This window comes from Streptomyces xiamenensis (assembly GCF_000993785.3).
Taxonomy (GTDB): Bacteria; Actinomycetota; Actinomycetes; order Streptomycetales; family Streptomycetaceae; genus Streptomyces; species Streptomyces xiamenensis.
This window is the reverse complement of sequence record NZ_CP009922.3, coordinates 1,373,105-1,391,054: the sequence shown is the minus strand read 5'-3', so window position 1 is coordinate 1,391,054 and position 17,950 is coordinate 1,373,105. Positions and strand designations below refer to the sequence as shown.

Sequence of the window (17,950 nt, the reverse complement as noted above, 5' to 3'; positions counted from 1 at the left end):
GCTGATGCGGGGAGCTGACGTTGTCGAACGGACTGGAAGTCGATCCGGGCGAGTTGCGGGGCCTGTCGATCAACTCCGGCGTGGTCGCCGGGAATCTGGACGTGCTGCTGCGGTTGCTGCGCACCGCCGAGGGCGAAGGGGCCGCCCCCGGCGGTGGGTTCGAGGCGGTGGCCCGGCTGCGCGAGGTCCGCGCCAGCTGGGAGGAGCGGCTGGGCACCGTACGGGACGAGGCGTCCGGCATGGAGCACGGCCTGGTGACCACCGCCGGGAACTTCGAGGCCACCGAGGCCGACATCCAGGCCGGCTTCGCGGCGCTCGGCGCGCGCCTGGAGCAGGAGGCGGGGCCTTCGTGATCACCGTCTCGCAGCTGGACTCCGCCCGCCCGGCCGACTTCGCCTCCGAGGCCGAGAACTGGTCGCAGTTCACCACCTGGGCGGGTACGGCCAAGGAGTTCGTCGACCAGGAGATGGCGGACGTGCTGCGCGAGCGGTCGGGGGAGACCGTCACCGCCGCTCTCGGCCGCGTCACCGTGCTCGCCGACAACTGCGAGTACGCGCGCCTCCAGTCCGGCCTGGTGTGTGCCGCCCTGGGCGGCCTCGCCGAGGAACTGGCCGACGCGCAGCGGCGGTTGCGGTCCGCTCTGGAGGAGGCCGCCGAGCGCGGCTACCCGGTCGGGGAGGACGGCTCCGTCACCTTCCCCGCGATCGCGGGCGAGGACGGCGAACCCGGCTGGCAGGGCGGCACCGCGACCTGCGGGGGCGGCGGCCGACTGGGCGACTACCTGGACTCGGTGCGTGCCCTGATCGGTGGCCCGCACGCCATTTCCGCGCAGGGCCTGGCCCAGCGCATCGGGCGCGCGCTGCGGCAGGCGGAGGAGGTCGACGAGCGGTACGCGCGGACCCTGGCCGCCCTCGTCGTCGAACCCGGCCTGCGGATCACCGAGGCGATGTGGGCCGACGCGGGCGAGGACCTGCGGACCGTGGGCGCCGCGCTCACCGGACTGCTGTCGGCGGACGACATCCCCGCCGGGGCCCCGGCGGGGGAGAACGCCGCGTGGTGGAACGCGCTGAGCGAGCGCGAGCAGGAGACCTATCTGGCGCTGTTCCCGGCCGCCGTCGGGGCGCTGGACGGCCTGCCCGCGGTCGTGCGGGACCGGGCGAACCGCGGTGTGCTGGAGATCGAGCAGGCCCGGGTCGCCACCGAGCTGGAGGCCCACCGGGCGCTGGAGCCGGCCGCCGGGGGCCCGGCGCACGAGGAGTGGCAGCGCGCACACGACCGGCTGGAGGGCCAGTCACGGGGCATGGAGGCGATCCAGAACCGGCTGGCGGCGGGCGGTACCAACGGACTTCCCGAAACGTTCCTGCTCGGCTTCGGCACGGAGGGCAACGGCCGGGCGATCGTCGCCGTCGGCAACCCCGATCTGGCCGACCACACCGCTGTGTACGTCCCCGGGACCGGCGCCCGGCTGGAGAACGTCGAGGGCGACCTGGTGCGCGGCACCCGGCTGTGGCGCGAGAGCACGATGGCGGCCATGGGTGAGAGCGTGTCCACCGTCATGTGGCTCGGCTACGACGCCCCGCAGAACGCGATGCCCTTCGAGAAGGACGAGATCATCCCCTCGGCCACCGACCGCCGTTACGCGCTGGAGGGGGCGCCCGCGCTGCGGGAGTTCACCTCCGGCCTGGAGATCGCGGCGGGCGGCCCCGACGCGGGCCACACGACGGTGATCGGGCACAGCTACGGCAGCACGGTGGTCGGCGCGGCGGCGCGCTCCGACGGCGGGCTGGCCACCGACGACATCGTGGCGGTCGGCAGCCCCGGGATGCTGGTGCCCTACGCCAAGGACCTGGGGGTCGGCAGCGACCACGTGTGGTCGATGGCGGCGGGCACCTTCGACGACGTGGTGCCCAACGCGGGCCGGATGTTCCTGGGCGAGAACGACGTGGGGGTGGGGGTCGGCCGGTACGGCATCCCCTACCTCAAGACCGATGTGATCCCGAATGTCCCCTCGGACGAGCAGTTCGGCGCGCATATCATGGCGAACGATTCCACGGGCCACAGCGCCTACTGGGACGAGAACTCCCTGAGCCTGCGCAATCAGTCGCGGGTGATCGCGGGCCGGTACGACGACGTGGAGCTCGGATGAGCACGGGCGTACGGGGGCGGCGGCGACCGGCGGTCCCGGCCACCGCCGTACTGGCGATACTGACGGCACTGACAGCACTGACCACGGGATGCGGCGGCGCGACCATGACGACGAACGACGGGCACGACAGGCACGACGGGCAGAGCGAGCACGGAGCGCACGAGGCCGCGCCGCGTGACGGCCACGGCACGGCGCCGGTCGCGGAGAAGCCGGTGGAGACGGCGCGGCAGGAGACCCGCGCACTGTCCGAGCGGCTGCTGGAGCTGGCCGCCCCGGCCGACGGCGCGACGGTCACCGACCCGGGGCCCGGTGTCGACGTGTGCGAGGAGGACCCCGAACGCGAGCGGCTGTTCACGATGTACCACGCCTGGGGCCTGCACCGGCTGCCGCGCCAGGAGCTGGAGCAGGCCATGGACCGGCTGCGGCAGGGCCTCCCGGCGCAGGGCTGGACCGTCGTCGAGGACGGTGTCCTCGCCAACGCCAACCGCTCCCCGCACCTCCTCCTGGAGAACGCCGCCCTGCACTTCGCCGCCGACATCACCCTGGCCGGCCGGGGCGACAGCTCCCAACTCCAGATCACCCTCCAGTCGGCCTGCTTCAGCACCCCGGAGGGCGAGTCGCCGCGTGGCGAGTTCTGAGGCGGATCAGCCCGGCCCGGGCGGCAGGAACTGGGGGCCCTGGGGCGGGAGGGTGAGGTCGGGCGGTGCGGGCGGGGCCGTTGCCGGCTGGGGATAGCCGTAGCCGGCCCGGCGGCGCGGGTCCTCGGGGGGCGGGGGAGCGGCGGCCGTGACGCCGAACTCCGCGGCCAGTGCCACGAGTCCGCCCCAAAAGCCGAGCCCTGAGGCCCGGAAGTTCCAACTGCCGCCGAAGCGGTACAGCTCGCCGCAGATCACCGCCGTCTCCCCGGGCCGCGGCTCGGGCGTGAAGCGGGCCAGCGGCTCGGCGGCCGAGGCCCCGTACAGCAGCAGATGCGGATGCGTCCTGGCGGCGTCGAAGCCGGACTCCGCCGAGGCGGCCAGCACCACCCGGCCCACCGCCGGGTCCAACCGGGCCAGCTCGGCCTCCACCGTGGCCAGCAGCCCGTGGCCGTCCCGCCGTTTGGGCAGTCTGCGCACCAGACCGGTGGGGTGCCGCGGCTGGTTGTAGAAGACGAAGTCCCCCGGCGAGCGCACCCGGCCCGTGTCTGCCAGCAGCAGCGCCGACAGCTCCACGTCCGCCCCGCCGGAGCCGCGCGGTGACCAGCGCAGCACCGCCCGTACCGAGGTGACCGGCAGCCGAACGGTGGCTCCCTTGTCCAGTGCGTGCGTCATACAGAAATCCTGCCTGCCGCCACACTGGTGAAACAACGGCCCGCTTACGATGGCCGAGATCCGGTGCTGCCGACGGGGTGCCCGGGAAACATCGACCGTCCGGGGTGAAATATGCGGCATTATGGGCACCTATCGGCCGCGCAACGTCGCGTCCTCTTCCATCAGGAGCCGGCCGAATTCAGCCTGGACTCTCCCGTGGACCTGCTGGGCACCGCCCTGGGCGCTACGCTCTACAGCCCCGCGACCCGGCCCCGGCTCGCCTCGGACATCCGCAAGCAGCAGGCCGCCGGCGTGGTGTCCATGGTCCTGTGCCTTGAAGACTCCATCAGCGACGCGGAAGTTCCCGGCGCCGAGGAGAACCTGGTGCGCCAGCTCGGCCGCCTGGAGCGCGAAGACCCCGCCGATCAGCCGCCGTTGCTGTTCATACGGGTCCGCACCCCCGAGCAGATCACCGACCTCACCAGCCGGCTCGGTACGGCGGTACGGCTGCTGGCCGGCTTCGTCCTGCCCAAGTTCACCGCCGCCGCCGGCCCCGCCTTCCTCGAAGCCCTCACCGGCGCCGAGGTGATGAGCGGACGGCGACTGCTCGCCATGCCCATCCTGGAGTCGCCCGAACTGCTCCACCTCGAATCGCGCGCCGAGCACCTGACGGCCGCCGCCCGCGTCCTGGACAAGTACCGCGAGCGCATACCCGCGGTGCGGCTGGGCGTCACCGACTTCTGCTCGGCGTACGGCCTGCGCCGCACCCCCGACATGACCGCCTACGACGTGCACCTGGTCGCCTCCGTCATCGCGGACGTGGTGAACGTCTTCGGCCGCGCCGACGGCACCGGCTACACCGTCTCCGGGCCGGTGTGGGAGTACTTCCGGGCGCAGGAGCGGATGTTCAAGCCGCAGCTGCGCCGCAGTCCCTTCAGCGGGCGCGCCGAGGGGCTGCGCGAATCGCTCATCGAGCACAACATGGACGGGCTGCTCCAGGAGATCGAACTCGACCAGGCCAACGGCCTGATGGGCAAGACCTGCATCCACCCCTCGCACGTGGCCCCCGTGCACGCCCTGTCGGTCGTCTCGCACGAGGAGTTCAGCGACGCGGCCGACATCCTGCGCACCGGTCCCCACGGCGGCGGGGTGCTGCGCTCCGCCTACACCAACAAGATGAACGAAGTGAAGCCGCACCGGGCCTGGGCCGAGCGGACCATCCGCCGCGCCGAGGTGTTCGGCGTGGCCAGGGACGGCGTCGACTTCGTCGATCTGCTGGCCACCGGCATGGAGGGCGAGGGCGAATGACCGCAAGCACCTGGAACGGCGAGTGGGTGACGCGCCGGCTCGGCGTGGAGCTGCGGGGCGAGGCGGCGCGCGAGCACCTGGGCCTGGCGGTGCGGCGCAACCCCAAGCGGGCGCACCTGCTGGTGTCGCGGATCCTGGGCAAGCACGTGCCGCAGCGGCCGGGGGTGGTGTACGGCGCCGGCCTCGAACTCGGCCGCCGGGTACGGGAGCTGCTGGGCGCGGGCGCGCCGGTGGCCGTGGTGCTCGGGTACGCGGAGACCGCCACCGGGCTGGGGCACTGCGTCGCGGACGGCATCGGCGGCGGTGCGGGCGACGGCGCGCGGGACGGCGTCACGTATCTGCACTCCACCCGCCGTAACGTCCCCGGGGTCGCCCAGGTGCGGTTCGAGGAGGAGCACAGCCACCACACCGGCCATCTGGTGCTGCCCGCCGACCCGGCGCTGATGGCCGCCGACGGCGCGCTGGTCCTGGTGGACGACGAACTGTCCACCGGCCGCACGGTACGCAACACCATCACCGCCCTGCACCAACTGCGGCCCCGTGAGCGGTACGTCGTCGCCGCGCTCGCCGATCTGCGCACCGAGGAGGACCGCGCGGCGCTGGAGAAGTTCGCCGCCTCCCTCGGCACCACCGTCGATGTCGTCTCGCTGGCCGCAGGCGACGTCGTGCTGCCCCAGGACGTCCTGGAGCGCGGCCGGGCCCTGGTCGCCGAACTGGACGACCCGGCGCCGGCCCCGGCCGCACCCGCCGCCACCGGCACCGTACGGCGCCTCACCCCCGGCTGGCCCGACGCGCTGCCCGAGGGCGGCCGGCACGGCTTCACCCCCGCGCACCGGCGCCGTCTGGAGCGGGCGCTGCCCGGCCTCGCCGCGGAACTCGCCGCCGCCCTGCCGCCCGGCGCCCAGCGGGTTCTGGTGCTGGGCACCGAGGAGTTCCTGTACGTCCCGCTGCGGCTGGCCGCCGCCCTGGAGGACCGGGAGCCCGGTGTCGAGGTGCGGTTCTCCAGCACCACCCGCTCGCCCGTCCTGCCCGTCGACGACCCCGGGTACGCCATCCGTTCCCGGCTCGTCTTCCCCGCCCACGACGACCCCGCCGACGGCCCCGGGCCGCGCTATGCCTACAACATCGCGGGCCGCCCCTGGGACGCCGTCGTCGTCCTCACCGACTCGCCCGGTGACCGGCCCGAACTGCACGCCTCCGGCGGCCTGCTGGAGCGGCTCGCCGCCCACACCCCGCACGTGCTGCTGGCCACCGTCCCCGCCGCCGCCCCGCCGCTGCGCGGCCCCGCCTTCTCCTCCTACGCCCCCGACGAGGTCGCCTGGCTGCTGAAGGACCTCACCGACGTCTCCCTGGAGGCGCCCACCGAGGAACGCGAGGAGGCCATCCAGAGCGGCGGCGCCCACTACGCCGAATCACTGCCCGTCGAGTACCAGCCGAGCGCCGAGTACCAGCGGCTGTTCCACACCGCGCTCGACGCCTCCGCACACCGGATCGCCGCCGCCGTCGGCACCGTCACCGACATGGTGCTGACCGGCCGCCCCCGCCCCGTCCTGGTCTCCCTGGCCCGGGCCGGCACCCCGGTCGGCATCCTCATGCGGCGCTGGGCCCAGCACGCGCACGGCCTCGAACTCCCGCACTACGCCGTGTCCATCGTGCGTGGCCGCGGCATCGACACCACGGCGCTGCGCTGGCTGGCCGCCCACCACGACCCGGCCGACGTGGTGTTCGTCGACGCCTGGACCGGCAAGGGCGCCATCACCCGCGAACTCACCGAGGCTCTCGCCCCGTTCCCCGGTTTCGACCCGTCCCTGGCGGTGCTCGCCGACCCCGGCGGCTGTGTGTCCACCTACGGCACCCGCGAGGACTTCCTCATCCCCTCCGCCTGTCTCAACTCCACGGTCTCCGGGCTGATATCGCGGACCGTGCTGCGCGCCGACCTGATCGGCCCGCACGACTTCCACGGCGCCAAGCACTACACCGAACTCGCCGAGGCCGACCGCTCCGCACACTTCCTGGACACGGTCAGCGACCGCTTCACGCACGTGGGGGAGGACGTGGCGCGGGCCGTACCCGAACTGCTCGCCGCCGACCGCACCCCCACCTGGGCCGGCTGGCGGGCCGTGGAACGCATCAGCGAGGCGTACGGCATCGGGGACATGAACCTCGTCAAACCGGGCGTCGGCGAGACCACCCGGGTCCTGCTGCGCCGCGTCCCGTGGCGCGTCCTCACCCGGCGCGGAGCCGGCGCCGACCTCGACCACATCCGGCTGCTCGCCGAACAGCGCGGCGTCCCCGTCGAGGAGACCGACGACCTTCCCTACAGTTGCGTCGGACTGATCCACCCCCGGTACACCAAGGGCGCCACCGGCGCCGACGGAAAGGCAGCACGATGACCGGCACCGGAACCGGGACCGACACCGCCGGCGGCGGCCCCACGCTCATCGCCAGCGATCTCGACCGGACCCTCATCTACTCGCCCGCCGCCCTCGCCCTGGACATGCCGGACGCCGACGCGCCGCGCCTGCTGTGCGTCGAGGTCCACCAGGGCAAGCCGCAGTCCTTCCTCACCGAGACCGCCGCCGCGCTGCTGACCCGGCTCACCGCCGCGCCGCACGCCGTGTTCATCCCGACCACCACCCGCACCCGCAAGCAGTACCGGCGCATCAGCTTCCCCGGCCGCCCCGCCCCGTACGCGATCTGCGCCAACGGCGGACATCTGCTGGTGGACGGCGAGACCGACTGGGACTGGCACGCCCAGGTGCGGCGCACCCTGGCCGCCGAATGCGCTCCCCTGGCCGAGGTGCGGGACCATCTGCGCCGCTCCGCCGACCCCCGGTGGCTGCTGAAGGTGCGCGACGCCGAGGACCTGTTCACCTATCTCGTCGTCGAGCGCGATCTGCTGCCCGACACCTGGGCCAAGGAACTCGCCGACTGGGCCGGGCCGCGCGGCTGGACCGTCTCGCTCCAGGGCCGCAAGCTGTACGCCGTGCCGCGCCCGCTGACCAAGTCGGCCGCCGTCGCCGAGATCGCGCGGCGCACCGGGGCCGGTACGGTGCTGGCCGCCGGTGACTCGCTGCTGGACGCCGATCTGCTGCTGGCCGCCGACACCGGCTGGCGCCCCGGGCACGGCGAACTCGCCGATACCGGCTGGAGCGCCCCGCACGTCACCGCCCTGGAGGGGCGCGGGGTCAGCTGTGGGGAGGAGATTCTCCGGGCGTTCGCGCGTCACTGCGCTGTGTGAGGTGCTGACGGGCGGCGGCTTTCTCGCGCAGCCGCCGCTCCTCGGCCGCCTGCTCCGGATGCCGGGCCTGCCAGTACGGGTTGTCGTGCGGCAGCCGGCCGCTGACCCGCCCGTACATGCCGAAGAACATCAGCAACAGCCCCACCACGAAGCTGAAGAGGACGTTCTGGATGCGGAACGCCAGGAAGTTGGCGCCGGTCTCCAGCACGGCGAGGTTGTAGAAACCGCTCAGCACGAACAGGACGCCCACCACCAGGTTGAGGGTGGAGGCGAAATTGCCGCCCTTGATCATGCCGACGAACAGCAGCAGGCCGAAGACGATGGACAGCCAGCTCAGGGCGCCGTTCCCGTTCAGCCCGGCGATCGTGTTGTCCCCGGTGGAGAAGAAACCGATGCGCTGGATGACGCCGAAAACCCCGAAAACGATCAGCGCCAGCCCCATGAGCCCGGCACCGATCCGGTAGACCGTGCTCAGGCGGTGCTCGGCGGGCAGATGCTCATCGAGCCTGGCCCGCAGGAACAGACCCCGCAGTCCGACCTCGGGCATCCGGTCGTGCGAATGCGTAGTGGCCATTTCTCCACCATGGACCCCATACCGGGACGTATCAACCGCAGCAGCCGCCCCCGCAGCAGCCACCGCCGCCACCGGCGGCCGGTGCCGGGCCCGCGGCGGCCGGGGAACCCGTACCCCCGGCGACGGCGACCGCGACGGTCGACAGCAGCTTGACGGAGTCCTCGTGCCCGGCCGGACACACCGCGGGATCACCGGACGCGGCCATCGGACGGCTCAGCTCGAACTGGGTGCCACAGCTGCGGCAGCGGTACTCATAACGCGGCATGGCCACAGCCTAGGGCCTGTCTGATGGATAGCGCCGGTCAGGCCCGCGTTGTCTGGTGCTGGGGGCACCTCCCGGCCGAAGGCTGGGGGAGCATCGCAAGGCGGAGGGGCGGCCTCGTAGTGGGCTACTTGGGCGTCTCGACAACGCAGCGAGGTGCCGTGCCAGGCGACGTGGGCCAGGCGGGATCCATCGACAGGCCCTAGCGGCGCCGGATGTCCTCCACGACGGAGGAGACCAGGCTCCGTACCGCCTCCATCTCGGTCAGGAACAGCCAGTAGTCGGGGTTGCGGCCCCCCGACTCCAAAGCGGCCACCGCCCGGTCCAGCCGCTCCACCGCCGCGTCCAGCGGCCCGGCGTGCCGCGGGTCCGGGACGGACCGGCCGCTCATCGCCAGCCGCTGCCCGTCCCGGATCGCGAACCTGGTGCGCTCCGCCTCCTTCGACGGGTCGAAGGACACCTCGTTCAGCCGCCGCAGCCGCTCACCGGCCGCCGACACCGACTCATCGGTACGCCCCAGCAGGGTCTGCACCGCCGCCAGCCGTGCCGTCGCCTCGTCCCAGCGCTGCTCGTCGCGCGCCCGCTGGGCGTCACGCAGCGTGTTCTCCGCCTCCCGTACCGAGGCCGCCGCCTGCTCGGGAACGCGCTGGAGATCCTGCCAGCACGCCGCGCTGAAGCGGCGCCGCAGCTCGCTCAGTACCGGCTCCACCTGCCCGGCGCGGGTGGTGATCGCCTGAGCCCGGGTGCGCAGCGACGCCAGCCGCTTGTCGATCCCTGCCGCCCGGCGCGGCAGCTGCTCGGCCTCCGCGGTGATCGCCTCGGCCCGCCGCCGTACGTCCTCGGCGCGCCGCACGGTCGGCTGGATGCCGTGCTGGGCCGGGCCCTCGTTCAGCAGCCGCAGCTCGGGGCCGAGTGCCGCCAGCGCGGTGGCCAGCTGATCGGCGGCCAGCCGCGCCTCGCGTACCGAGTCCAGTGCGGAGGTCGCGGCCAGCAGGGCCCGCTTGGCGCCCTCCACGGCGGGGGCGACCTGGCGCAGCTGGTTCTCGGCGCGCTCCAGCAGCGGGCCCAGGCTCTCGCCGAAGCGGTCCAGATCGGCCTTGACCCGGCGCAGCTCGTCACGGACCCGGGTGAAGTCGTGCCGGGCGCGGGAGGCGGTGCCGGCGTCCAGGTCCTCGCTGTCGAGGTCGTGGGAGTCCACGGTGCGGATGTACTCGTGGCTGACCTGGTCGATGCGCTCGCCGAACGCGGCGAAGTCCGCCGCCACCCGGCCCGCCCGGCGCGTGTCGTCGGCGGCGGCGGTGATGGTCTCGATGGTGATCCGCAGCTCGCGCTGGGCGGTGTCGAGGTCGTAGAAGGCGGCGGCCGTCTCGTCCTGCGCGGCCTGCGCCTCGTTCCGCAGGTCCTCCACCCGGCCCCGGCCCCAGCGCCGTACCCCGCCGCCGGTGAACGCCCCGGGGAGGGCGAGTGCCACGGCGGGCAGCAGCGCGAGCGGCAGCAGCGCGATCCCGGCAAGTTCCTTCGCGGTACGCGTCGCCCTCACTGTGCACTCTCCCCACTCCACGACTTCCGTCATTCTTTCATCAGGAGTGGGGACAGAACATGGCCAGGTCAGTCAGAGCCGTGAACGGAAATGGCCCCGTTGTGGGTGCTGATGCCGATCCGGGCGGCGGCGTCGGCGCTGTGCGGGGCGTCCACGTCGACGGATCCGTTGTGGGTGTCGGTGTCCACCCGGTACGTACCGGCGGCCGGGACGGTGAGATCGACGCCGCCGTTGTGGGAGGTGACGGCGACCTCCTCCGGCACGGTGGTGAGGGCGAGGGTGACGCCCCCGTTATGGGTGTCGGCGGTGATCAGCGGGACATCGAGCCCGGAGCCGCTGACCTTCCCGTTGTGCGAGGCCAGCCGCAGGGAGGGGGCGCCGATGTCCCGCACGGTGACGCTGCCGTTGTCCGACTCCAGATCCAGCGGTGCGGAGAACCCGGCGGCCTCGATGGCACCGTTCGAGCCGCGCAGGGTCACGGCGAGATCGGCGGGCACCGTGATCTCGTGCCGGATGTCGCAGGTGGTGACGAACCCGTCGCAGGTGACACGCAGGGTCAGGGTGTCCCCGTCCATCTCCCAGTCGGCGTCGGTGGTGCCGCTCACCTTGCTCGCCGTGAACCAGCGGGTGACGCCGATCTCGCCGCTCAGCCCGGGGTCGGGCACCAGCCGGACGTCGCTGCCGCCCGCCTCGACGGTGAGCGTTCCGCCCTCGACACCGAAGGCGGCGTGCTCGGCGGCGCCGTCGTGCGTCTGCCGTGAGCAGCCGGTGAGACCCGCCAGCAGCACGGCGGTTCCGGCGGCGAGGACGGTGACGGGGAGGAGGGCGCGGCGCACGGTGGGACTCCTGGTGGCGGGGCGGGGAACAAGAACACCTCAACGCTAGAAACGCCGCCGCCACCTGGTAATCCTGCTGCCCGGCCGAAGCCGGGTATGGCTAACCCCACCATGGTCGGCCATGTACGCTGTTGCACATCCACGGGTGCATAGCTCAGCGGTAGAGCGCCGCCCTTACAAGGCGGATGTCGGCGGTTCGAACCCGTCTGCACCCACTCCCGTGCGATCGACCCGGCCCTGTCCCCCCCGTGGGGGGCAGGGCTTCGTGGTGTGTGGTGCGTGGTGTCCAGCGTCGGGGAGAAGGGGCGGGCCGGACGATGAACAGTGGTCTGTTCACGGTGATGTGGGGACTGACGGCGACCGCGTTCGGCTGGATCGTCGCCACGGACTTCCGTGACGCGGCACGGCGACTGGAACTGATGTCGCGGCGCTCCCTGCCGTTCGGCCTCGGCCGGCAGCCGGTACCGGTGATCGCGGGTGTTCCGGTGCTGCGGCTGGTCGCGGGCGTCTTCGGTCTCGTGGGGCCGGTTGTCCTGGTGGTGGGTCTGGTCGAACTCGCGGGCCCGGACAGCGCGGTCACCTCCGCCATGCCCCGACCGCCGTTGCCGTTCCTGCTGTTCGCCACCGTGCCCGTCGCCCTGGGGCTGTGGATCATGTGGCGGCCGTCCGGGCCGCTGCGCGGTGAGTGGGCCGGGGGCGGAGTCGTACGGCGCGCCGCCGTCGTCGTGCTGACGCTCTCGGTGCTGTGCGGGCTGTTCGCCTTCGTGTTCGACGCGATGACAGTGCAGCCGCTGTGCTGGCTGTCGGCCGCGGTGTCGGGGCTGATCCTGCTGCCGGGGCGACGGTGAACGGCGCGGACGTACGGGAGATGCCGGCGCTGCTGGCGGTGCCGTCCGGTGCCGGGTACGTCTGAGGATCTCTCGTCGGCCCCGTTCAGGCCGTGGTACTGCCGGTCCGGGTGGTGTGACGGGTGAGGCCGGTGTGGAGGGCGGCGGCGGCCACGTGGAGGAGCGCCGCCCACATCAGCAGGAGTGCGGCCGGGAGTGCCGCCAGCAGGCCGACCAGGGCCGCTCCGCAGGCCGCCGCCGTGATCTTCAGCCCCGCGCCCAGGGTGAAGACCTGGGCGCGCAGGTGGTCCGGGGCGTGATCGGCGCGGATGCGGAGGGTGGCGCTCAGCAGCGGGCCGTCGCACAGGCCCGCGAACGCGTACAGCGGCAGGCAGAGCACCGGCGACGGCGCCAACGCCGCCGCGCCCAGGGCCACTCCGGTTCCGGCCAGCGCCACCGTGACCAGCCGGGCGGGCGGTACGGGGCGGCGCAGCCGGGCGGTGGCCAGCGCGCCGGCGAGGGCGCCGAGGGCGAACACCGTCATCAGCAGGCTGCCGCCGCCGGGGAACGCCCGCTCCTCGGCGAGCAGCACGGTGGTGGTGGTCAGTCCGCCCACCCCGAGGAAGGCCAGGGAGGTGGCCGCCGTGACGGCCCGCAACTGCGGGACCCGCCACAGCGCCGTCGTACCCGCTGTCATGGCCGCCGTCACTCCGGCACGCGAGGGCGGGCGGGCGGGGGCCGGGGGCCGCGGCAGGGCCGCCGTCAGCAGGGCCGCCGTCGCGGCGGACACCGCCAGCGCCAGCATGGCCCGGGCCGGGCCGGTGAGGGCAGTCAGCACGCCCACCGCCGCCGGGGCGGCCACCGAGGCGGCGTTGTAGACGGTCGCGTCCAGGCCGTAGGCGCGGGTGCGGTCCCGGCCGGCGGGGGCGAGCCCGGCGACCAGACTGGACAGGCCGCCGGCCACCACGGGGCCGCAACTGCCGCCCGCCACCGCGATGGCCGCGGTCAGCGGCAGCGGCGCATGCCCCACGGTCGCCGCCAGGGTGGCGATGGCCGTCGCGAAGATCCCCAGCGCCGCGCCGTACCAGCGGGCCGGCAGCGCGCCCACCAGGGGCGCGGCGAGTACATGCGGCGCCATCCAGGCCGTCAGGACGAAAGCTCCCTGGGCGGCGCTGCCGGTGCGGTGCAGCGCCAGCAGGGCGAGCGCCACCGCCATGCCCTCCTCGGCCATACGTGCCAGGAAGGCCGTCGTCAGGTAACGGGACATGCGCCGGCTCCCTTCCCCCTGCACCACGCATCTGTAGCGGCTAGTTGCTATAAGACGTTACGCTCGGACCATGGTCAAGCAGGAGTTCCGTCCCGCCCAGCGGGCGATCGATCTCGCCGACGCCGTACGCGCCACCCCGGATCTCTCTCGGGAGGCGCTCGCGGAACTGCTGGTACGGCACGGGGAACGGCCCGTCGACGTGGCCGGGGAAGCGTTCGGCGAGGGCGACGCCGCCGCTCTGCGCGGCGCTGTCCAGCGGCTCCTGGACGAGGTGCTGACCGACCCCCATCCCGATCCCGCCCCGGACATCAGTGCCGACGCGCGCACCGACCGTGCCGCCCACGCCCTCAATCGCCTCCTCGCCGACTGCGGTGCCCGCCCCCGCCTCTCCCGGCACGACGGTCAGCCCTGGCACCTGCACGTCGACCGGGGCGACGACGCCGGCTGGGCGGACTGGTTCCTCGCCTCCAGCGCCCTCGCCCTGGCGCAGGTCCTCACCGAGTACGGCCGCGCCACCTGGGGCACCTGCGCCTCGCCGCGCTGCGGCACCCTCTTCCTCGGCACCGGCCCCGGCAGCCCCCGCCGTTACTGCTCCCCGGCCTGCGCCTCCCGCGAGCGGGTCGCCGCGCACCGCCGCCGTATGCGGTGAGCATTCACCGTTCCTTCGAATGGCCCGCAAACCCCTGCGGCGCAAGCACCGTTAGTCTGCTCGGAGTTGACTAATCGATGACGGAGTGAGGAGCCGGAGTGGCAGAGCTCAACGACGAGACGGGTGGTCCGGTGGACCTGCGCACGGATCAGCCGCACGCCGCCCGGATGTACGACTATCTGCTGGGCGGCAAGGATCACTACACCGTGGACGGTGAAGCCGCCGAGAAGGCGCTGACCGCCTTTCCGCTGCTGCGCACGGCCGCCCGGGAGAACCGCAAGTTCCTCGGCCGCGCCGTCCAGTACCTGGTGCGCGAGACGGGCATACGGCAGTTCATCGATCTCGGCTCCGGGCTGCCGACCGCCGAGAACGTCCACCAGGTCGCCCAGCGCCACGACCCGACCTCACACGTCGTCTACGTCGACAACGACCCGATCGTGCTCGTCTACGGCAGTGCCATGCTCGCCCAGGACCGGCGCACGGCCGTCATCCAGGGCGACGCCCGCGATCCGCGCGCGGTCCTCGATCACCCGCGCACCCGTGAACTCATCGATTTCAGCGAGCCGGTGGGCGTTCTTGCGGTCGCCGTGCTGCACTTCGTGGGCGACGAGGAGAAGCCGGAATCGATCGTGCGGACGCTGCGTGACGCCGTGCCCTCCGGAAGCCACTTCATCCTGTCGCACGCCACCGCCGACATCGCCCCCGAGGCGGCCATGGGCGTCCAGCGCGCCTACCGGGCGCAGGGCGTGCCGCTGACGCTGCGCGACAAGGCGCGTTTCACGGAGTTCTTCGAAGGGCTGGAGATCATCGAGCCCGGGGTGCAGGTCGTCTCGGACTGGCGGCCCGAGGTGCCCGAGGAGGAGCGGCCCGACCACGCCGATGTGTCCTGGTACGGAGGCGTCGGCCGACTCGCCTGACCGGCGGCGCGCGGCGGTGTTGCCCGGTGCCTACGCGGTGGCGGGCGCAGGCTGGGCGGGGGCCGGACGCAGCAGCCGGACGGCCACCGCCCCCGCCACCGCCAGGGCCACCAGCGACAGGCCGGTGCTGATCCAGCTCGCGCCCAGGATCTGGCCGCCGAGGTAGCCGATGCCGACGCTGTAGCAGGTCCACACCACGGCGGCCAGCGCCGACCACGGCAGGAAGTCCTTGGCCCGGCGGCGGGTGGCGCCGGCCCCGATCGAGACCACCGCCCGCCCGGCCGGGGCGAAGCGCGCCAGGACGACCAGCGAACCGCCGCCCCTGGCCAGCGCCGAGCCGAGTCGGACCTGGGCGCTGGAGAGGCGCCGGGAGCGGGCGATGGCGGTGTCGAAGCGGCGCCCGCCGTGCAGGGCGAGGCGGTAGGCGCACAGATCACCGAGGAACGAGGCGGTCGCCGCGCACAGCATCAGCAGGGCCAGCTGCGGCAGATGGGCTCCGGGGTTGGGGGCCGGCAGGCCCGCCACGTCCATGGCCGTACCGCCCGCGATGGTCGCCGCGGTGACCACGACGGCGCCGCTGGGGAGCACCGGGACGAACACGTCGAGCAGGATGAACAGCACGACGACGAGGTAGATCCACGGGGCGTAGAGCAGGACCCCCAAGGTCTCCAACACGTGTTCCCCGCTCCCCGCGCAGCCGTTGGGCCGTCAGCCGTCCTCGTCGCTGGATGTTCTCGATAGTGACGCATTCCTGTGCACGGTCGTTCCCCATGTCGTGCGTACACGTACCGCCGTACAGCGTACGCCCGCGTCATCCAGCCGGTGAACGCGGGTGCGTACGGCGGGCGCCCCACTCCCGAGGGGGCATCGTGTGGAAACGCCCCAGGTGAGGGGCTATGTGCAGCGGCGTGTGAGGAGAACGGACATGGGTGTGCGGAGCACGGAGATCAGTGGGGTGCGGAAGGGGCCGCGGATGCGTGTGCTGGCGCGCTCGCTGGCCCCCGCGATGGTGCTGACGCTGGCGGGCACGGGAATCGCGCAGGCACGCGCCGGGGATGACGGGGCGCACTGGCTGCGGGCGTGGGGGTACACCGTCCCGCCCGGCGAGAGCGACGGCCGTGACGCGCTGACGTACGACGAGGACCTGGTGCCCGCCGGTGCCCGGATCCAGGTGGTGCAGCGCGTGACGGGCGACGCGATGACGGTGGAGCTGGAGGTGCGCGGGGTGCTGCCGGGGCACACCTTCGGGGCGCATGTGCACGAGTCCCCGTGCGGGGAGGACCCCGCCGACTCCGGTCCGCACTACCAGAACGTGCCCGGTGAGGACCCCGGGGCGGCGAACCCCCGCAACGAGGTGTGGCTCGACTTCACCGCCGACTCCCAGGGCCGGGGCACGGCGGTCTCCCGGCACGCGTGGGTGTTCCGGCCGGGCGAGGCCAACTCCCTGGTGCTGCACGAGCACGCCACCGGGGACCACGGGGTCGCGGGCGGCAGAGTGGCGTGCCTCACGGTCGCGTTCACGGACTGAGGGTGTCGCGTACAGTGGAGGCGTCTGAAGGGGAGTAGCTCTTCGCCGGACCGTCGACATACTGGCCCCTCGGGGCCCGGCGCCCGGAGCGGACGCGTGAGCGTCCGCCAGCGAGACCTTCGGCCAGCAGTGTCCATGACGCTGCCGTGCCGAAGCGTGCGCTCTCCCGCGGATTCCTCGGCACGGCCGTCGGCCCGTCCGATCCACCCTCATGAGGAATCCCCGTGTTCTCCCTGACTACCGCCGCCGTGGTCTTCGGCGTCATCTTCCTTGCCGAACTGCCCGACAAGACCGCGCTCGCCGGTCTGCTGCTGGGCACCCGCTTCCGCGCCTCCTACGTCTTCGCCGGGGTCGCCGCCGCCTTCGCCATCCATGTGGTGCTGGCGGTGGCGGCCGGTTCGGTGCTCACCCTGCTGCCGCAGCGCCCGCTCCAGGCCGTCGTCGGCCTGCTGTTCCTGGGCGGCGGGCTCTATCTGCTGCGCAGCAAGGCGGAGGAGGACGAGGAGATCAAGGAGCCCACGAGCGCGTCCTTCTGGAAGGTCGCGGGCTCCGGCTTCATGCTCATCCTGGTCGCCGAGTTCGGCGATCTCACCCAGATCATGACCGCCAACCTGGCGGCCCGGTACGACGACTGGCTGTCGGTGGGCATCGGCGCGTTCGCGGCGCTGTGCGCGGTGGCCGGGATCGGCATCCTGGGCGGCCGGGCGCTGCTCAAGCGGGTGCCGATGCGGCTGATCACGCGGGTCGCGGCGTGCGTGATGCTGGTGCTGGCGGCCTGGAGCCTCTACGAGGCGATCGCCGGCTGAGCGTCCTCGACGAGGAGTGTGAGGGTCAGGCCCTCACCGCCCGGCAGCGGGTCGACCGTCACGTGCTCCAGGGTGGGTACGGCCACGGTCGGCCCGTGGGCGGCGGCCCGCGGGCCGATCCCCACCACGCGCATCCCGGCGGCCAGACCGGCCGCGATGCCGGCGGCGGAGTCCTCGAAGACGACGCAGTCGGCCGGCGCCATGCCCAGTTCGGCGGCGCCCTTGAGGAAGCCCTCCGGGTCCGGCTTGCTGGCGCCGACCGACTCGGCGGTGATCCGGGGCCGCGGGATGCGCAGCCCGGCCGCCGTCATCCGGGCGGTGGCGAGCGCCACATCGGCCGAGGTGACCAGGGCGTGCGGCAGGGCTCCGGCCTCCAGGGCGGCCAGGAAGCGGTGGGCGCCGGGGATCGGCACGATGCCCTCGACGTCGCTGGTCTCGGCGGCGAGCATCCGCGCGTTGTCCGCGTGGTTCAGCTCCATCGGGCGTTCCGGCAGCAACTCCGCCATGGTGGCGTACCCCTGCCGCCCGTGGACGACCCGCAGGACCTGCTCGAAGGGCACTCCGTGCTCCTCGCCCCAGGCCCGCCACAGCCGTTCGACCACCGCGTCCGAGTCCACCAGGGTGCCGTCCATGTCCAGCAGGAGGGCGCGGGCGGTGAGTACGGCGGTCGGCATCGCGGGAGCTCCAAACAGCGGACAGCACAAAACCCAGTGGCCCCGCCCGCAAGGTCGGGGAGCGGGCGGAACCACTTTGTTTTTCT

The 17,950-nt window shown here is 73.2% G+C and carries 19 protein-coding genes and 1 tRNA gene; 12 read left to right on the top strand and 8 right to left on the bottom strand.

Annotated elements, in window-relative coordinates; translation table 11 throughout:
• The first annotated feature begins 20 nt into the window (after positions 1-20).
• From SXIM_RS06325 to SXIM_RS06315, 3 genes are read left to right on the top strand one after another with little or no spacing between them, the layout of a single operon-like run.
• On the top strand, positions 21-353 hold the full coding sequence (locus SXIM_RS06325) for a hypothetical protein (RefSeq protein WP_030726360.1): 333 nt from the start codon (positions 21-23) through the stop codon (positions 351-353).
• Positions 350-2,146 carry an alpha/beta hydrolase gene (locus SXIM_RS06320; RefSeq protein WP_046723220.1) on the top strand — a complete coding sequence of 599 codons (1,797 nt, stop codon included), beginning with the start codon at positions 350-352 and terminating at the stop codon, positions 2,144-2,146. The genes SXIM_RS06325 and SXIM_RS06320 overlap by 4 nt, the downstream gene beginning before the upstream one ends.
• Positions 2,143-2,784 (top strand): hypothetical protein, encoded by a 642-nt coding sequence (locus SXIM_RS06315; RefSeq protein ID WP_046723219.1) that lies wholly within the window; start codon positions 2,143-2,145, stop codon positions 2,782-2,784. The genes SXIM_RS06320 and SXIM_RS06315 overlap by 4 nt, the downstream gene beginning before the upstream one ends.
• A gap of 6 nt (positions 2,785-2,790) precedes the next feature.
• On the opposite strand, the gene SXIM_RS06310 is transcribed toward SXIM_RS06315, so the two are convergent.
• On the bottom strand, positions 2,791-3,456 hold the full coding sequence (locus tag SXIM_RS06310; protein ID WP_046723218.1) for a TerD family protein: 666 nt from the start codon (positions 3,454-3,456) through the stop codon (positions 2,791-2,793).
• Positions 3,457-3,567: 111 nt separating this feature from the next.
• Here SXIM_RS06310 and SXIM_RS06305 point away from each other — a divergent pair, with 111 nt between their 5' ends.
• The 3 genes from SXIM_RS06305 to SXIM_RS06295 are packed head-to-tail and all read left to right on the top strand — an operon-like array spanning position 3,568 to position 7,984.
• Positions 3,568-4,743: an HpcH/HpaI aldolase/citrate lyase family protein gene (locus tag SXIM_RS06305; RefSeq protein ID WP_030726372.1), complete on the top strand. Its 1,176-nt coding sequence runs from the start codon at positions 3,568-3,570 to the stop codon at positions 4,741-4,743.
• Positions 4,740-7,136 carry a phosphoribosyltransferase gene (locus SXIM_RS06300; RefSeq protein WP_030726375.1) on the top strand — a complete coding sequence of 799 codons (2,397 nt, stop codon included), beginning with the start codon at positions 4,740-4,742 and terminating at the stop codon, positions 7,134-7,136. Before SXIM_RS06305 ends, SXIM_RS06300 begins: the two co-directional genes overlap by 4 nt.
• Positions 7,133-7,984 carry an HAD family hydrolase gene (locus SXIM_RS06295; RefSeq protein WP_046723217.1) on the top strand — a complete coding sequence of 284 codons (852 nt, stop codon included), beginning with the start codon at positions 7,133-7,135 and terminating at the stop codon, positions 7,982-7,984. The genes SXIM_RS06300 and SXIM_RS06295 overlap by 4 nt, the downstream gene beginning before the upstream one ends.
• On the opposite strand, the gene SXIM_RS06290 is transcribed toward SXIM_RS06295, so the two are convergent.
• The 4 genes from SXIM_RS06290 to SXIM_RS06275 form a co-directional block, all read right to left on the bottom strand.
• Positions 7,932-8,558, bottom strand: a complete 627-nt coding sequence (locus SXIM_RS06290) for a DUF4383 domain-containing protein (protein WP_030726382.1) — start codon at positions 8,556-8,558, stop codon at positions 7,932-7,934. The genes SXIM_RS06295 and SXIM_RS06290 overlap by 53 nt on opposite strands.
• Before the next feature lie 31 nt (positions 8,559-8,589).
• Positions 8,590-8,823: an FmdB family zinc ribbon protein gene (locus tag SXIM_RS06285; protein WP_030726385.1), complete on the bottom strand. Its 234-nt coding sequence runs from the start codon at positions 8,821-8,823 to the stop codon at positions 8,590-8,592.
• Between the two features lie 199 nt (positions 8,824-9,022).
• The gene (locus SXIM_RS06280; protein WP_046723215.1) at positions 9,023-10,393 is read right to left on the bottom strand and encodes a hypothetical protein; all 1,371 of its coding nucleotides are present in this window, start codon (positions 10,391-10,393) and stop codon (positions 9,023-9,025) included.
• Positions 10,394-10,428: 35 nt separating this feature from the next.
• A complete protein-coding gene (locus SXIM_RS06275; RefSeq protein ID WP_046723213.1) occupies positions 10,429-11,196 on the bottom strand; it encodes a DUF4097 family beta strand repeat-containing protein in 768 nt (255 codons plus the stop codon).
• 143 nt (positions 11,197-11,339) lie between these two features.
• Here SXIM_RS06275 and SXIM_RS06270 point away from each other — a divergent pair.
• Both SXIM_RS06270 and SXIM_RS06265 read left to right on the top strand, forming a co-directional pair.
• Positions 11,340-11,411, top strand: a tRNA-Val gene (locus SXIM_RS06270).
• Between the two features lie 102 nt (positions 11,412-11,513).
• Entirely contained in the window at positions 11,514-12,044 is a 531-nt protein-coding gene (locus tag SXIM_RS06265; protein ID WP_053116104.1) for a hypothetical protein, read from the top strand.
• 85 nt (positions 12,045-12,129) lie between these two features.
• On the opposite strand, the gene SXIM_RS06260 is transcribed toward SXIM_RS06265, so the two are convergent.
• The gene (locus SXIM_RS06260; protein ID WP_046723211.1) at positions 12,130-13,290 is read right to left on the bottom strand and encodes an MFS transporter; all 1,161 of its coding nucleotides are present in this window, start codon (positions 13,288-13,290) and stop codon (positions 12,130-12,132) included.
• 70 nt (positions 13,291-13,360) lie between these two features.
• On the opposite strand from SXIM_RS06260, the gene SXIM_RS06255 reads away from it, so the two are divergent.
• The gene (locus SXIM_RS06255) at positions 13,361-13,939 is read left to right on the top strand and encodes a CGNR zinc finger domain-containing protein (RefSeq protein ID WP_046723209.1); all 579 of its coding nucleotides are present in this window, start codon (positions 13,361-13,363) and stop codon (positions 13,937-13,939) included.
• Positions 13,940-14,037: 98 nt separating this feature from the next.
• Positions 14,038-14,856 carry an SAM-dependent methyltransferase gene (locus tag SXIM_RS06250; RefSeq protein WP_030726404.1) on the top strand — a complete coding sequence of 273 codons (819 nt, stop codon included), beginning with the start codon at positions 14,038-14,040 and terminating at the stop codon, positions 14,854-14,856.
• A gap of 30 nt (positions 14,857-14,886) precedes the next feature.
• Here SXIM_RS06250 and SXIM_RS06245 read toward each other — a convergent pair whose 3' ends face one another.
• A complete protein-coding gene (locus SXIM_RS06245; protein WP_030726407.1) occupies positions 14,887-15,531 on the bottom strand; it encodes a DedA family protein in 645 nt (214 codons plus the stop codon).
• A 298-nt stretch (positions 15,532-15,829) separates the two neighbouring features.
• Here SXIM_RS06245 and SXIM_RS06240 point away from each other — a divergent pair, with 298 nt between their 5' ends.
• Positions 15,830-16,384: a superoxide dismutase family protein gene (locus SXIM_RS06240; protein WP_078847069.1), complete on the top strand. Its 555-nt coding sequence runs from the start codon at positions 15,830-15,832 to the stop codon at positions 16,382-16,384.
• Positions 16,385-16,608: 224 nt separating this feature from the next.
• Positions 16,609-17,190, top strand: coding sequence for a TMEM165/GDT1 family protein (locus tag SXIM_RS06235; RefSeq protein WP_030726411.1), 582 nt, complete (start codon positions 16,609-16,611; stop codon positions 17,188-17,190).
• Here SXIM_RS06235 and SXIM_RS06230 read toward each other — a convergent pair.
• The gene (locus SXIM_RS06230) at positions 17,169-17,864 is read right to left on the bottom strand and encodes an HAD-IA family hydrolase (protein WP_046723207.1); all 696 of its coding nucleotides are present in this window, start codon (positions 17,862-17,864) and stop codon (positions 17,169-17,171) included. The genes SXIM_RS06235 and SXIM_RS06230 overlap by 22 nt on opposite strands.
• Between the last annotated feature and the right edge of the window lie 86 nt (positions 17,865-17,950).